Source organism: Pseudomonas sp. 4CAES_32.4 (assembly GCF_058136335.1).
The window spans coordinates 3,600,082-3,614,898 of the sequence record NZ_CM176882.1 but is presented as its reverse complement, the minus strand read 5'-3'; the positions used below and the strand labels follow the sequence as shown (position 1 = coordinate 3,614,898).

The 14,817-nt window shown below is 60.2% G+C and carries 15 protein-coding genes and 1 riboswitch; of the genes, 7 read left to right on the top strand and 8 right to left on the bottom strand.

The window, feature by feature from the left end; translation table 11 throughout:
• Positions 1 to 105 precede the first annotated feature (105 nt).
• Entirely contained in the window at positions 106 to 582 is a 477-nt protein-coding gene (locus tag AC3Y64_RS16060) for a PA2171 family ribosome-binding persister protein (RefSeq protein WP_158956493.1), read from the bottom strand.
• 320 nt (positions 583 to 902) lie between these two features.
• On the opposite strand from AC3Y64_RS16060, the gene AC3Y64_RS16055 reads away from it, so the two are divergent.
• Positions 903 to 2,126, top strand: coding sequence for a zinc-dependent alcohol dehydrogenase (locus tag AC3Y64_RS16055; protein ID WP_489984432.1), 1,224 nt, complete (start codon positions 903 to 905; stop codon positions 2,124 to 2,126).
• A 52-nt stretch (positions 2,127 to 2,178) separates the two neighbouring features.
• Here AC3Y64_RS16055 and AC3Y64_RS16050 read toward each other — a convergent pair whose 3' ends face one another.
• From AC3Y64_RS16050 to AC3Y64_RS16035, 4 genes are read right to left on the bottom strand one after another with little or no spacing between them, the layout of a single operon-like run.
• Positions 2,179 to 2,379 (bottom strand): PLDc N-terminal domain-containing protein, encoded by a 201-nt coding sequence (locus AC3Y64_RS16050; RefSeq protein ID WP_158956497.1) that lies wholly within the window; start codon positions 2,377 to 2,379, stop codon positions 2,179 to 2,181.
• A 50-nt stretch (positions 2,380 to 2,429) separates the two neighbouring features.
• The gene (locus tag AC3Y64_RS16045; protein ID WP_489984431.1) at positions 2,430 to 3,350 is read right to left on the bottom strand and encodes an ABC transporter substrate-binding protein; all 921 of its coding nucleotides are present in this window, start codon (positions 3,348 to 3,350) and stop codon (positions 2,430 to 2,432) included.
• The gene (locus tag AC3Y64_RS16040; protein ID WP_489984430.1) at positions 3,347 to 3,706 is read right to left on the bottom strand and encodes a (2Fe-2S) ferredoxin domain-containing protein; all 360 of its coding nucleotides are present in this window, start codon (positions 3,704 to 3,706) and stop codon (positions 3,347 to 3,349) included. The genes AC3Y64_RS16045 and AC3Y64_RS16040 overlap by 4 nt, the downstream gene beginning before the upstream one ends.
• Complete coding sequence (locus AC3Y64_RS16035; RefSeq protein WP_489984429.1) at positions 3,706 to 5,643, bottom strand: TonB-dependent receptor plug domain-containing protein; 1,938 nt, start codon at positions 5,641 to 5,643, stop codon at positions 3,706 to 3,708. The genes AC3Y64_RS16040 and AC3Y64_RS16035 overlap by 1 nt, the downstream gene beginning before the upstream one ends.
• A gap of 93 nt (positions 5,644 to 5,736) precedes the next feature.
• Positions 5,737 to 5,942, bottom strand: a riboswitch (cobalamin riboswitch).
• A 1,796-nt stretch (positions 5,943 to 7,738) separates the two neighbouring features.
• On the opposite strand from AC3Y64_RS16035, the gene AC3Y64_RS16030 reads away from it, so the two are divergent.
• Both AC3Y64_RS16030 and AC3Y64_RS16025 read left to right on the top strand, forming a co-directional pair.
• Positions 7,739 to 8,161, top strand: coding sequence for a MerR family transcriptional regulator (locus tag AC3Y64_RS16030; RefSeq protein WP_489984428.1), 423 nt, complete (start codon positions 7,739 to 7,741; stop codon positions 8,159 to 8,161).
• A gap of 78 nt (positions 8,162 to 8,239) precedes the next feature.
• The gene (locus AC3Y64_RS16025) at positions 8,240 to 9,472 is read left to right on the top strand and encodes an NADH:flavin oxidoreductase/NADH oxidase family protein (protein ID WP_489984427.1); all 1,233 of its coding nucleotides are present in this window, start codon (positions 8,240 to 8,242) and stop codon (positions 9,470 to 9,472) included.
• Between the two features lie 3 nt (positions 9,473 to 9,475).
• Here AC3Y64_RS16025 and AC3Y64_RS16020 read toward each other — a convergent pair whose 3' ends face one another.
• Positions 9,476 to 9,919, bottom strand: coding sequence for a PaaI family thioesterase (locus AC3Y64_RS16020; protein ID WP_489984426.1), 444 nt, complete (start codon positions 9,917 to 9,919; stop codon positions 9,476 to 9,478).
• A 273-nt stretch (positions 9,920 to 10,192) separates the two neighbouring features.
• Here AC3Y64_RS16020 and AC3Y64_RS16015 point away from each other — a divergent pair, with 273 nt between their 5' ends.
• From AC3Y64_RS16015 to AC3Y64_RS16005, 3 genes are all read left to right on the top strand, one after another.
• Positions 10,193 to 11,008, top strand: coding sequence for a carbon-nitrogen hydrolase family protein (locus tag AC3Y64_RS16015; protein ID WP_489984425.1), 816 nt, complete (start codon positions 10,193 to 10,195; stop codon positions 11,006 to 11,008).
• Between the two features lie 71 nt (positions 11,009 to 11,079).
• Entirely contained in the window at positions 11,080 to 12,180 is a 1,101-nt protein-coding gene (locus AC3Y64_RS16010; protein WP_489984424.1) for a polyamine ABC transporter substrate-binding protein, read from the top strand.
• A 106-nt stretch (positions 12,181 to 12,286) separates the two neighbouring features.
• The gene (locus AC3Y64_RS16005; RefSeq protein ID WP_489984423.1) at positions 12,287 to 12,985 is read left to right on the top strand and encodes a hypothetical protein; all 699 of its coding nucleotides are present in this window, start codon (positions 12,287 to 12,289) and stop codon (positions 12,983 to 12,985) included.
• Here the strand turns inward: AC3Y64_RS16005 and AC3Y64_RS16000 are convergent.
• Together AC3Y64_RS16000 and tspO are read right to left on the bottom strand one after the other, a co-directional pair.
• Positions 12,966 to 13,955: an alpha/beta hydrolase gene (locus AC3Y64_RS16000; RefSeq protein ID WP_489984422.1), complete on the bottom strand. Its 990-nt coding sequence runs from the start codon at positions 13,953 to 13,955 to the stop codon at positions 12,966 to 12,968. The two genes, AC3Y64_RS16005 and AC3Y64_RS16000, sit on opposite strands and share 20 nt — an antisense overlap.
• Complete coding sequence (gene tspO, locus AC3Y64_RS15995) at positions 13,952 to 14,395, bottom strand: tryptophan-rich sensory protein TspO (protein ID WP_489984421.1); 444 nt, start codon at positions 14,393 to 14,395, stop codon at positions 13,952 to 13,954. The genes AC3Y64_RS16000 and tspO overlap by 4 nt, the downstream gene beginning before the upstream one ends.
• Positions 14,396 to 14,567: 172 nt before the next feature.
• Between tspO and AC3Y64_RS15990 the strand changes: the two genes are divergently transcribed.
• A complete protein-coding gene (locus tag AC3Y64_RS15990) occupies positions 14,568 to 14,804 on the top strand; it encodes a DUF6555 family protein (protein WP_489984420.1) in 237 nt (78 codons plus the stop codon).
• Positions 14,805 to 14,817 lie beyond the last annotated feature (13 nt).

Here is a 14,817-nt window from a genome sequence, read left to right as displayed (position 1 = left end):
GGCCAAATCCTGCCGCTGCGGGCCAACGGTACTACATTGCGCAAAAGACGTGTTCTACGCCCATAAAAAGCCCGGCAAGCGCCGGGCGATATTGGATTTGCAGCGTTACGCCGCCATGTTTCCAGCGGCCATTTCCTTCTTGCAGCTGGCTTTCATGGCCTCCATCTGCAGGCCCAGCTCTTCGAGTTTTTCCTTGCCCAGCAGCTTTTTCGCTTGCGGGAACATCTCCGTTTCTTCCTCTTCGATATGGTGCTCAAGCAGCTCTTTGACCACTTTCACTCGGCCGGAAAACTCCGGGGTGCCTGGGTCGGTGAGTTTCAGATCGGGGAGGACCAGGGAGTCGACGGTGCGGTGTTCTTCCTTGGCCTCGAAGTACATGATGTCCTGTTCTTTGCTGCCGGCTTCCTTGAACGCGGGGTAGAGGATTTCCTCTTCCAGGCGGGTGTGGATCGAGATTTCCATTTCCAGTTTGCCCAACAGTTCCACGCGTTTTTTCAGCGCCCGCTCCGTCGAGTCGCTCAGTTGGCTAAGGATGTCTTTGACTTTTGCATGATCGGCTTTGAGAAGGTCGATGGCGTTCATATTGAGTGGCCTCTGCTGTCACGGAGTGAACACAGGCTCGTTGTCTCACGGCGCTGTGAATGCTCTCAATCCATCGCATTTGTTGTGCCATTTTCATCCGTGACGCTCTGTCGCTATGGATCAAGGGCTTACGCGAACACGGGCAAAAGGCCTTCGTGCAGCCTGCATGAAAAGGGGGTTGCCGGCAGTGCAGATCACCGCTTTGCCACGTTCGGGGCGCCGCTGATCCGAATCTGCAAAAGCCTTCTGAACTCGTTTTCGCATTGCTTTGCCGTAATGAGAACAGCAGGCATTTCACTCAAGCGAATGAGGATCTCACCATGCGAGCAATGACCTATCACGGCGCCCATGACATCAGAGTCGAAACCGTCCCGGACCCCGTACTCGAAGCGCCCGACGACATCATCCTGCGAGTGACCGCCACGGCGATTTGCGGTTCGGACCTGCACCTGTATCGCGGCAAGATTCCGACCGTCGAGCATGGCGATATTTTCGGCCATGAGTTTATGGGCGTGGTCGAGGAAACCGGATCGGCGGTGACGGCGGTACAGCGCGGTGACCGGGTGGTGATTCCGTTTGTGATTGCCTGCGGTGATTGTTTTTTCTGCCAGCAAGAGCTGTACGCAGCCTGCGAAACGACCAACAGCGGGCCGGGTGGGGCCATGAATAAAAAGATCATTCCGCCGCCCGCAGCGTTGTTTGGCTACAGCCGTATGTACGGCGGCATTCCCGGTGGCCAGGCGGAGCTGGTGCGCGTGCCCAAGGCCAATACCGGGCCGTTCAAGGTGCCGGGGACGCTGTCTGACGAGAAGGTGCTGTTCCTCTCCGACATCCTGCCGACCGCTTGGCAAGCAGTAACTAACGCCAGCATTGGACCGGGCTCAAGCATCGCGATTTACGGCGCGGGGCCGGTCGGACTGCTCAGTGCGGCATGCGCAAAAATGCTCGGCGCCGAGCGGATTTTCATGGTCGATCACCACCCGTACCGGCTCGATTATGCGCAACGCACCTACGGCGTGATTCCAATCAACTTCGATGACGACGATGACCCGGCGGACACCATTATTCGCCAGACGCCCGGCAGTCGTGGCGTGGACGCGGTGATCGATGCGGTGGGCTTCGAAGCCAAGGGCAGCACCACGGAAACCATTCTCGCCACGCTTAAGCTCGAAGGCAGCAGCGGTAAGGCGTTGCGCCAATGCATTGCCGCCGTGCGTCGCGGCGGCGTGGTCAGCGTGCCGGGCGTGTACTCGGGGTTCATTCATGGATTTCTGTTTGGCGATGCCTTTGATAAAGGCCTGACCTTCAAGATGGGCCAGACCCATGTGCAGCGCTACTTGCCGCAATTGCTCGACTACATCGAGACCGGGCGGCTGCAGCCCGAGGCAATCATCACCCATCGGATGTCGCTGGAGCAGGTCGCCGAGGGTTACCGGATCTTCGACAAGAAAGAGGAAAACTGCCGCAAGGTCATTCTGACCCCCGGCAGCAGTGATGTGCCGCTGGCGCAAATGGAAGAGATGCCGCCCCTGGTGCCCGCCTAAATAACCTGATCGGGCGGGGCTTTGCTGAGTGCAAGCCCCGCACCGTCAGTCATTACGCCGAGCGATGATTGATATGCTTCGGCCCCGCCAACGCCCAGGCAATCAAGCCAAACAGTGGCACAAACACGATCAACACGATCCACACACCTTTATTGCTCGATTTCCCTTCGCTCTTGCGCACCCGATTGATGGCCCAAAGTTCGATTAGCAGAAGAACTGCCGCCAGTACGATCCACACGGTTTCGATTTGCATTGGCTACCTCCTGTTGGTCTGTGCATTAGGTGGTGTGAGCGGCGGCGGGTTCATTTCTTTTTATCCAGCGCATTGAGCTGCCGGGCCAGGTCGAGGGCCACGCGGCCGCTATTGACGGTGGGCAGCAGGTGGGTGAAGGGAATGTCGACCAAGCGGTTTTCGCGCACGGCGCGCAGTTGCGAGAGCACCGGATCGTTGCTCAGCAGGTAACGTTTGCGGCTGGCGGGTGACCAGTCGGCGTCGGCCAACAGAATCACGTCGGGGTCACTGACCAGCAGGGTTTCGCGGCTGACCGTGACGCGATACTGGTTGATGTCGGCAAACACATTGCGCGCACCGGCGGCGGCCAACAGTGTGGTGACGAAACCGCGCGAGCCTTCCGAATCCAGACCTTTGACTTCACTGTCGAGGTAGAACACTGACAGCGGTTTGCCGGGCTTGGCCAGTGCGCGGGCGCGGGCCAGATCGGCGTCCATCGCTTCGCTCAATTGCCGCGCCTGTGGCTGTTTGTGCAGTAGTTTGCCGAGGGTCAGCAAGTCATTGCGCACATGGCCGAAGTAATCCAGCGAATGCCCGTTGCAGGCGGATTCAAGCAGATACGATCCGACGCCGTTGCGCGCCAGCCCCGAACGTGAGGTCACGCCATCACCAAACGCCGTGGCAAACCCGCCGATCACCAGATCCGGCTTTTGCGCATACAGCACTTCGCTGGCCGGGTATTGCCGCGCAATCACCGGCACGCCGAAATACGCCGATGGCCGCTGACCGGCCTCGGTGTCATCCAGATAGGCCACGCCGACCAGAGACGAACCAGCGCCCAACGCCAGCACCAGATCGGCGGCATGCTGGTTGAGCGCGACGATGCGCGAAGGTTGCGCGGCGCGCCAGTTTTCCCCGCAGTTGCGGTAACTGTTGGCAAGCACCGGCGATGAACAGAGCAGGGCGCCCAGCCCATATATGAGTGCTCTCATGGTCGAACCTTGATCAGCAGGTCGGCGACCACTTCGCCGCCGAGCAGATGCTTTTCGACCAGCCGCTGTACATCGTCATGGCTGTGCACGCCATACCAGCACCGTTCGGGATACACCGTCAGCACCGGCCCGAGATTGCACGGAAACTGACAGTGCGTGCGGGTCAGCAACACGCCGTCGGGCGTCTCGATGCGATCGTGCGCCAGCAGATGCCGGCGCAAGGTTTTCCATAACTGCTGGGCGCCGCGCTGGGTGCAGCGCGGGCCGGTGCAGATGAATACGTGGCGCGCATGCTCGGGCACGCGCGACCAGTCCGGGTGCGTGTCGACGCCGTCGACCTGGATGATTTCACTCATCAGAAGCGGTACGTGTAGCGCACTTCGGAGGTGAACGGCCGACCGAGGTTGTCGACGTTGCTCGAACGGCTGGTGACGTAATCGCGGTCGAACAGGTTCTCGACCAACAGGCTCACGCGATGTTGGTGGGCGCTGTCGAGGTAGCGATAGGCGTCGGCATCGACCACCGAATAATGGCCGTACTCGACCTGTTTCGAGCTGATCACATCGCGGATATAGCGGATCGCACCGCCGGCGCCCCACATACGGTTTTCCGACTCGTAGCCAACCCGCGAGCGGGCGAAGAAGCTCGGAATGTCATTGATCGTGACGCCAGCGCGGGACTCGGTGAGGTTGCGGGTCATGTCCGCTTGCAGGCTCCACTGATCGTTGAGCGCGAGTTTGGCGTCCGCCTCGAAACCGCGCATCTGGATCTGGCCGTCGCCGTTGACCCACTGCACGTCGTCGAGGGTAATCAGGTCGTCGATCTTGCGCTTGAACAGGGTCAGGCTGGCGCTGAATTCACGCTCTAGCAGCAAGCCTTTGTAGTCAACGCCGAGTTCGGCGTTGCGGCTTTTCTCCGGTTTGAGGTTGCGATTGCCGATCTCGTCGCCCGGTTCGTTGACGAACAATTGCTCGGCGTTTGGCAGTTTGTACGCCGTGCCGTATTGGCCGCGCAGGGCCCAGTTGTCGTTGAGGTCGTACAGCGAAGTGAGCATGCCGACCGTGGCACTGTCGCCGCCGCCCATGGCTTCGTGGCGGATGCCGATGCTCGGGTGCCAGTCGGGCAGGGCGTCGATTTGCGGGCGCAATTGGGTGTACACGGCGTGGGCTTCGGCCTTGTCGTTGTCGATGATCAGCACATCGTCCTGACCCTTGAACCATTGGTTGTCGGTGCCGAACACCAGCACATGCCCGCCGGACAATTCAGCCTTGCCTTCGGCCTGCACGCCCCAATCGGTGAAACCCCAATAGTCGTTGTGGTTGATGACTTTAGTGCCACCGCCCTCGACGTTGTTGACGCGGGTGTAGCGCGTGTCCCAGTCGTTGATGTGGCCTTTGACGAAGTAGCTCAGGCGTTCGTTGACGTTCTGTTCGAAGGTCGCCGTGGCGATCTGCTGTACGCGGTCGTTGGTGGTTGTGTGGTTGTCGACCGGGCGGGCGAAATCGAGGTTGGCGTCGGCGTACTGGTAGAACAATTCCAGGCGCGAATCATCGCCGAACGACTGAATTGCCTTGCCGCCAAACGTGGTGACTTCGTAGGCGCGATTCTTTTCGGTGACGTTTTTCATCTCGCTGTTGCGATAGGGCTGGTAGCCATCGGAGACGTTGTGGCTGACGTACGCCAGCAACCCGAGATCGCCGAAGCCATTGCTGAAAATGTTCTCGACCCGTGCATCTTCAGTGGTGCCGCCAAACGTATCGACACCGACGTTCACCTCACCGGCGGCTTTGCGCGACTGCGGGCTGCGGGTGACGATGTTGATCACACCGGAGACGGCTTGCGTGCCGAACAACAGGCTTTGCCCACCCTTGAGCACTTCGATGCGTTCGATGGCGTTGGCTGGCAGGGTGTCGAGATAGAGGCCGCCGTACAGCCGGTTATTCAGGCGCACGCCGTCGAGCAGGATCAGCGTGTCGTCATTGCGCCCACCTAGCAGTGAATAGGTGCCGTAGTCGAACGGGCCGTTTTTCGGCGCGACGTACAGGCCGGGAATGAACATCTGCATCACGCGGCTGACGTCGGCACTGGGCCCGGCGCGTTCGATCTGCTCGCGCGTAACGATCTCGACTTTGCTGCCGTAGTGCGCCATGTCAGCGACGGTAGTGGACTCCACCGACGGCGCGGAAACGATTTGCTGATTGAGTTCCAGCGGCGCGTCATCGGCCAACAGAACCGGGCTGAACAGGCAGCTGAACAAGAGGGTCGGAGCAGAGGTGTAGAAAGGTCGAATCATTGTCTTCTCGAAAAGGATCTTCGCAGAAGAGCATGCAAGAGAAGGCATCGCGCACACGCCGACACCGGCCCATGCCCGCCCACCGCAGGATTTTGCCAAACGAAATTCCAGGCCGGTCTCCGGGCTCGCGCGTATCGAGGCTTTCACCTTCCCATGGCCGTCTGGCCACAGTGGTGTATCGAAAGCATCACGCGCATACCGTTGCGGGGGCAGCACCGGACTCGTTCAAAAAGAACCTACCGGTTTCCCGTTTCACCCCAAGCACGGCGGCAGGGGGCACCTGAAACAGGCCGGCATCTGAACATCCGACAGACCGTTCGTCAACTTGCCTGGCTGCAGACTTCCACAGGGGGGCGTGGTGTGGCTGAGGTTGGTGGCATTTCGGGGAAAACTGTGGGAGCTGGCTTGCCAGCGATAGCGGTGGGTCAGTGATGGAGATGTTGGCTGTGCTGGCCAAATCGCTGGCAAGCCAGCTCCCACAGGGATTTTTGGTGTGGCTGGGATGGGTGGCATTTCGCAAAAACTGTGGGAGCTGGCTTGCCAGCGATAGCGGTGGGTCAGTGAATGGAGATGTTGTTGGTGGTGGCCAAATCGCTAGCAGGGCTAGCTCCCACAGGGATTTTTGGTGTGGCTGGGGTGGGTGGGATTTCGCGGAAACTGTGGGAGCCAGCCCTGCTGGCGATGGCGGTGGGTCAGTGAGTGGAGATGTTGTTGGTGCTGGCCAAATCGCTGGCAAGCCAGCTCCCACAGGGATTTTTGGTGTGGCTGGGGTGGGTGGGATTTCGCAAAAACTGTGGGAGCTGGCTTGCCAGCGATGGCGGTGGGTCAGTGAATGGAGATGTTGTTGGTGCTGACCCAATCGCTAGCAGGGCTAGCTCCCACAAGGATTTATGGTGTGGCTGGGGTGGGTGGCATTTCGCAAAAACTGTGGGAGCTGGCTTGCCAGCGATGGCGGTGGGTCAGTGGATGGAGATGTTGTTGGTGCTGACCCAATCGCTAGCAGGGCTAGCTCCCACAGGGTGCTTGGGTGTGGCTGGGGTGGGTGGGATTTCGCGGAAAACTGTGGGGGCTGGCTTGCCAGCGATGGCGGTGGGTCAGTGGATGGAGATGTTGTTGGTGCTGGCCGAATCGCTAGCAGGGCTAGCTGCCACAGGGGTTTTTGGTGTGGCTGGGGTGGGTGGGGTTTCGAAAAAAACTGTGGGAGCTGGCTTGCCAGCGATAGCGGTGGGTCAGTGAATGGAGATGTTGTTGGTGCTGGCCAAATCGCTAGCAGGGCTAGCTCCCACAGGGGTTTTTGGTGTGGCTGGGGTGGGTGGCATTTCGCAAAAGCAGTGGAGGTGGCTTGCCAGCGATAGCGGTGGGTGAGTGATGGAGATGTTGTTGGTGCTGGCCAAATCGCTAGCAGGCTAGCTCCCACAAGGATTTATGGTGTGGCTGGGGTGGGTGGCATTTCGCAAAACTTGTGGGAGCTGGCTTGCCAGCGATGGCGGTGGGTCAGGTAGTGAAGATGTTGCTTGGACTAGCCGAATCACTAGCATGGCTAGATCCCACAGGGGTGCTTGGGTGTGGCTGGGGTGGGTGGCATTTCGCAAAAACTGTGGGAGCCAGCCCTGCTGGCGATGGCGGTGGGTCAGTGGATGGAGATGTTGGCTGTGCTGGCCAAATCGCTAGCAGGGCTAGCTCCCACAAGGATTTTTGGTGTGGTTGGGGTGGGTGGGATTTCGCAAAACTTGTGGGAGCTGGCTTGCCAGCCATGGCGGTGGTTCATTGATGGAGATGTTGGCTGTGCTGGCGATGGCGGTGGGGCAGTGATGGAGATGTTGGCTGTGCTGGCCAAATCGCTGGCAAGCCAGCTCCCACAGGGATTTTTGGTGTGGCTGGGGTGGATGGCATTTCGCAAAACTTGTGGGAGCTGGCTTGCCAGCGATGGCGGTGGGTCAGGTTGTGAAGATGTTGCTTGGACTAGCCGAATCGCTAGCAGGGCCAGCTCCCACAGTTTCTGTGGTTGCACAGAGTTCATGATTTCTCAGAGTTGGTCGTCCGGCCAGTGAAGGTTTAAAGTCCGCTTCAGGGTCAATCGCTGCTTGGGTGGAACATGAAAATCGGTGAACTGGCAAAACTCAGCGGGTTGGCGCCTTCGCGTATCCGCTTTTACGAGGCCAGCGGTCTGATCAAATCGGTCGGGCGCAAGGCCAATGGTTATCGGGATTACGCGCCGGAAACCGAATGGATTCTGCAGATCATCACTGGCGCACAGTCGGCGGGGTTCTCGCTGGAAGAAATCCGCCAGTTGCTGCCGGTGAACGCGCAGGACTGGCAGCAGGAATCGATGCTGATCGCGCTCAAGCGCAAAGTCGAAGAAATCGAAATCCTCCAGCAACGCCTGGCGCACAACAAGGCGCAGTTGCTGCGGGTCATCCAGGGCATCGAGAGCAAACCCGCCGATGTCGGTTGTGCGGACAACGCGCAATTGCTGATCAACCAGATGCGCCAAGAGAAGGGCGTCACGGCGAAATAAGCGGACTCGGTAAAAAGCCCTTGACCTTAAAGTTGGCTTTAATCTTATGGTTGTCCCACGCCCAATCGAGGACTCCTCATGAACGTGTTCGACAACTTGCTGCTCCCCAACGGTTCGAGCATCAAAAACCGCATCGCCAAAGCCGCCATGGAAGAGAACATGGCCGACGCCGATCAGGCGCCGTCCGCCGAGCTGCTGCGTCTGTATCAAGCCTGGGCCGACGGCGGTGCCGGTCTGCTGATTACCGGCAACGTGATGGTCGATGGCCGGGCGATGACCGGGCCCGGCGGCGTGGTGCTGCAAGACGATCGGCAACTGGCCAAGTTCAAGCGCTGGGCCCAGGTCGGTCGCGCTGGCGGGGCGCAATTCTGGCTACAGATCAATCATCCTGGCCGGCAGATGCAAGCCAATCTCGGGCAGAAAACCTGGGCGCCGTCGGCGGTGCCGCTGAACTTGGGCAGCCTGTCCAAACACTTCACCACGCCCCACGCGATGACCACAGAAGTGATCGCCGATGTTGTCCAGCGCTTCGCCCGCACCGCGCAAATCGGTGAACAGGCGGGGTTTACCGGGGTGGAAATCCACGCCGCCCATGGTTATCTGTTGAGCCAGTTCCTGTCGCCGCTGACCAATCAGCGCACGGACGAGTGGGGCGGTTCGCTGGCCAACCGCGCGCGGCTGTTGCTGGACATCGTCAAGGCTGTGCGCGCCGTGGTTTCTGCGCAGTTTGCCGTGGCGGTAAAGCTCAACTCGGCGGACTTCCAGCGCGGCGGCTTCAGTGCCGAGGACGCGCGGCAAGTGGTCGAGTTGCTCAATGATCTGGGCGTCGATCTGGTCGAGTTGTCCGGCGGCAGCTACGAAGCGCCGGCGATGCAGGGCGAGGCCCGCGACGGTCGCACCTTGGCCCGCGAGGCGTATTTCGTCGAGTTCGCCCGTGACATCCAGAAAGTCGCGAAGATGCCGGTGATGGTCACCGGTGGCGTGCGCCGCCGCCCGATTGCGGAAATGGTCGTGCAGAGTGGCGTGGACATGGTCGGCATCGGCACGGCGCTGGCCATCGATCCCAATCTGCCGCGCGACTGGCTGCAAGGCCGCGACAGTGCCCCCGAACTGCCGCCGATCACCTGGAAGAACAAAGCCATGGCGTCGCTGGCCAACATGGCGGTGGTCAAGTTTCAGCTGCGCAAGCTCAGTCAGGCCCGGCAGACAGACCCGAACGTTTCGCCGCTGCGTGCGCTGATCATGCAGCAGATCGGCACGGCATTGCGCACCCGCCAGTACCGCAAGTGGGTGGCCGCGCAATCCCTGTGATGCTCAACCTTTAAGGGCAAGGTTGCGCAGGGTCACCAGCGAGGTGGCGCAGAGGGTTTCGCGGCCTTGCTTGACCGCATACAAATCCGCCGCGGCCACCGTGGTGTGGGTCGACGCATCAATCACCCGCCCTCTGGCGAGCAGCGTTTCGCCGTCTGCCGGCGCGATCAACTTGACCGTGAAATCGGTGGTCATGTTGATCCAGCCGGGCGGCAGCAACGTGCCCGCCGCCGAGCCACCGGCGAAATCCGCCAGCGCCCCGATGATCCCGCCCTGAAAATAGCCGTTGTGCTGGGTCAGTTCCTTGCGGGTGACTTGCTCGATCTCGCAATGCCCAGGCTTCAGGTAATTGAATTTGAACCCCAGCAATCTGGCCGCCGGCATGCTCAGCACGGCCATCTGCACGTGCTTGTCGTAATCCGGATTGGTGGCGGTGAATTCTTTCATGGGCTGGCTCCTGAGTGGTCAGTTTTGAAAGGCCATACGCAATGGCCGCTTTCCCTGTGAAGACTGGGTATAGCGCTTTCCAAACAAACCCCAAGGCTCGCGCAGCGTTATAAGAAGGTTGAATACCCCTTGATGCCGCTGGCCGCCCTCTACCCCTTTGGGGGTACTCACTCAGCGTGATAGGAAGTTTTGCCACGACCCGCATACTTGTCAGGCCTTTGACAAAGCCGTCTGCTTCCTGGCCAGGACGCTATTTTTCCGAAAGGTCTGACAATGAAACTGGAACTCGTACAGCTGGCGGGTCGCGATGGCGACACCGCTGACAACCTGGAGCGCGTCCTGCGCGCCATCGGTGAGTGTGCGCCGGGCAGCGATATCGTGGTGTTTCCCGAAGCGTATCTCACCGGTTTTCTCGACCACGACAACATTGCCCAGTGCGCCGAACCGGTTGATGGCGATTGTGTTGAAACCCTTTGCGCCGCCGCCCGCGAGCATGACGTCGCGGTGGTGGTCGGCCTGATCGAGCGTGATGGCGAACGCTTTTACAACACCACGCTGTTCATCACCCCTGAAAGCGGCGTGACCCTGCGCTATCGCAAGACCCACCTGTGGGTCGGCGAACCCGGTCTGGTGCTGCCCGGCGACCGTTTCACCACGGTGCAATGGCGCGGCGTGCGCATCGGTCTGTTGATCTGCTACGACATCGAGTTCCCGGAAAACGCCTGCGCCCTGGCCGCGCTCGGTGCTGAACTGATCCTGATTACCGACGGCAACATGCAGCCTTACGGCCACGTGCATCACACCGCCGTCGCCGCCAGGGCGCAGGAAAATCAGCTGTTCGCGGTGATGGTCAATCGGGTGGGCGAGGGCGTCGGTGAAGTGTTCGCTGGCGGCAGCACGGTGGTCGATCCGTTCGGTCAGCGCCTGTTCGAGGCCGGCGCAGAGGCGTGCCGACATGTCGTCGACCTGGACCTCGCGCAAATCGCCCCGGCCCGCGCACTGTATGACTATCGCGCCGAAAAACGCTTGCAGCTCGCCGCGCAAATCACTGAACACCCGGACGGTCGCCGAACGCTGCTGATCCCCTGAGCCTTGCGGTTTCGCACAACAACACTATTGCGGCGCACGGCCCATTGAGGCCGATCCGCCAGGAGTTTCCCATGACACTCAAGCGTTTGCTGCACCTCGGCGTGTTCACCGTTTGCGGGTTGGCCGCGGCCGTCAGTTGGGCACAGCCGGCCACGGTGAATTTCTACAACTGGTACGACTTCATCGCCCCCGAGGCACCGAAAGATTTCGAAAAGGAAACCGGCACACCGATGGTGCTCGACACCTTCGACAGCGCCGAAGTCATGCAAAGCAAGTTGATGGTCGGGCGCAGTGGCTACGACGTGGTCGTGGTGACCAACAGCGCGCTGCCCAACCTGATCAAGGCCGGCGTGCTTGAGGAACTCGACAACACTCAGTTGAGCAACCGCAGCAATCTTGACCCCGACATTCTCGCCAAAGTGGCGCAGAACGATCCCGGCAACCGCTATTCGATTCCGTACCTGTGGGGCACCACCGGGATTGGTTACGACGTCGATCAGATCAAGAAGATCTTCGGCGACGAAGCGCCAACGGATTCCTGGGACCTGATCTTCAAAGAAGAAAACATCAAAAAGCTCAGCCAGTGCGGCGTGGCGATGCTCGATTCGCCCGGCGAGATCATCCCGATTGCGTTGCACTACCTCGGCTTGCCGCCCGACAGCACCAACCCGGATGACTACGCCAAAGCCGAAGCCTTGATGCTGAAAATCCGCCCGTACATCACCTATTTCGATTCGTCGCGGTTCATCACCGACCTGGCCAACGGCAACATCTGCGCGGTGGTGGCGTGGTCCGGCGGGGTGTTCGATGCGAAGACCAACGCCGAGCGCGCCAAGAACGGCCGCAACCTGGCGTATCGCATCCCGCGTGAAGGTTCGTCGGTGTGGATGGAAACGCTGGTGTTGCTCAAGGACGCCCCGCACCCGCAGCAGGGCATGCAATTCATCAACTACATGATGCGCCCCGACGTGATCGCGAAAAGCTCCAACTACCTCGGCTACCCCAACGGCAACAAGAGCGCGCTGGCGTTTGTCGATGAAAAACTCAGGACTAACCCGGACGTCTACCCACCGGCCTCGACCCTGGCCACGCTGTTCCCGTCGCAGCCGTTGCCGCTGAAAATCGAACGGGTGCGCACGCGGGTGTGGAGCAAGGTCAAAAGCGGCACTTGAACCACGCCGTGCTGCTTGCCTTCGGGTAGGCACCACATGATGGCACTTTAGAATTTCTCCAGGCTGACGATACAGATGCCAATCCATTTGCTGTCGTGAGCGCTTTATGAAGAAGATTGCTGTCCTGATGTTCGCAATGCTGGTCATGGCCGGCTGCACCAACCAGAAATTCAAACCCGAATACCGCACCCAGATCCACACGGTGAAAGTGATGCCGGCGACCTGGGATCCGAAAGCGATCACCTACATGGGCCGCGAGCAGGCATGGAGCGCCGCCGTTGGTGCTGGCGTCGGCACCGGAATCGGTCTGGCTTCAGGCGCCTCGAAAGCGGCGACTGCAGCGTTGGGTGGGGTCGGTTTTGCTGCTGGCCTGAAGGCTGGCGATCTGGCGTCGATGTCGACTACCGATGCCATCGTCTACAACATGGAAACGGCCAACATTAACCTGGCCGAAGTGGTGAAAAAGAGCTTCGAGGAACAACTGGTTGCGTCCGGGCGTTTCAAGATTGTCGGTGATAACGAACCCGCCGATGCGCAGATTGATCTGGCCGTGAACAATTGGGGTTTCTCGCTGACCCAGGGTTTCAGCAGCGTGGTCTACCCGACTATCAACGTCACCGCTGCATTGAAGCGCGGCGATGAATTGATCTGGCAGCGCAGCGAGGCAATCACCCCGTTCAACGGCGCCAACACCTACGGTTACGAGCCGCTGCGCTACCGCACCGAACCGGAGTTGCTGCGCACGGCATTGACCGGCGTTTCGCAAATCGCCAACCAGTACCTGATCAAGGATATGAACGAGTAACTGCCACCGACGTTTCGATGCGCGCCGAAATCCACTCACGGCTGTACGCGAGCACGCTCTGCGCCATGGCCGTGGGGAAGTGGATGAAACCGTGGGGCGAGGCGGGCAGCGTGTAGACCTCGACCGGGGCTGATGGCCGCCAGCGTTCGGCGATCATCAACGTGTCGTCGCGCAGCGGATCAAGTTCACCGGCAAACAGCAGCGCCGGTGGCAAACCGCTGAAGTCGCCGTAGAGCGGCGACAAAGTGGGCTCGCGGCGTTGTTCATCGGTCAGCCCCAGCGTGAGCAGGCGCAGCGCTTCGACCATGCCGGGGCCGTCGAGCACCAGCGTGTCAGGCGGTGCGTTGCGTACGCTGGGCGTGCCGGTCAGGTCGTAGACGCCGTAATACAACAGCGCGCCATGGATGCGTTGCAGCATTTCGGGCCACTGTTTCAGCGCCAGTAACGTCGCTGCGGCGAGGTGACCGCCCGCTGATTCGCCGACCACCACCACCGGCAAACCTTGAAACTCGGCATCGCTCAATACCGCGCGAGTTGCGTTCAAACAGTCTTCCAACAGGCCTTGAATCGGCGTCGACACTGCCAAGCGGTAATCGACCGAGACCACGGTGACGTTGCAGGTTTTGACGATGGCGACGTTGAAATTGTCGTCCATCTGCGCATTGCCAATCACCCAGCCGCCACCGTGAAAATCCAGCACCACGCCTTTCGACGGGCCTTGAGGGCGGATGATTCGCACCGGCACGGCGCCCATCGTTCTGCTTTCAGCGGTCAGCCCGTGTTGGCGCAACTTGTTGTCGCCGCCGATCTGCCCGACGCGCAGCAGCGCCTGAATCAAACGCGGCGTAAGGCGATTGCGGATCTTGAAACGCGGCAGCCAGGCGAGTTTCCGGTTGAAGGCGCGCACCTGCGCCAGCTCGCGTTCGCCCTGCGGCCACGGCGCTTCCTTGCCCCAATTCGCATCGGTCATGTGCGGTTCTTCAGCAAGATGGAGAAATTCAACGCAGCCGCGACGCACAGCCACGCCAGATACGGGAAAAGAATCAGCCCGGTGACCAAGTCCAGTTGCAGCGCCAGCACCACCATCGCCGCGACCACCAGCCACAGCAACAGCAGAATCACCATCGCCGCCAACACCTGATGCGCGCCAAAGAACACCGGCGTCCACAGCGTGTTCAAGGCAATCTGCGCCGCCCACAGCGCCAACACGGTCTGACTGCCGGGGATCAGACTCAAGCGATAACCGGCCCAGGCCAGCAACAGATAGATAATCGTCCACGCCACAGGAAACGCCCAGTTGGGCGGGGTGAAACCGGGTTTGTTCAGCCCTTCATACCACGGCCCTGGTTTGAACATGACGCCAGTGGTCGCCGCTGCGGCGCAGGCCAGAAGAAAAATGAAAAAGGTCATCGCCGGTCCTTGGCTGCGTTCAGCCGGTTGGGAGTGTTAAGCAAGGGACGCCCCGGCGCGCGAAAAGTTTGCAGGGAAAATGAAATCGACCCGCGTCGGCATTCAGCGGGAACTAAAATTCTGACCGGAGCGTCAGGATGTTCAGTCCCTATTCACTGACGCGGATAACACCATGTACACCTACGACATCGAATACAAATTCAACGGCGAGCCACGCACGTTCCTGCTCGAACTCAAAGAGCCGCAACTGGCCGCTCATGAAGCCGCCATGCATGTGCTGGAATTGCACCTGGGCGACGCCGAAAACAGTCTGGTCATGCCCACCGCCGATGCCACCCCGGAACAGATTCTTGAACAGGCCGAGCGGGTAGGGCTGACGGACATTCGCGTGGTCAGCCGCACCAACTGACCCTGGCACTTCG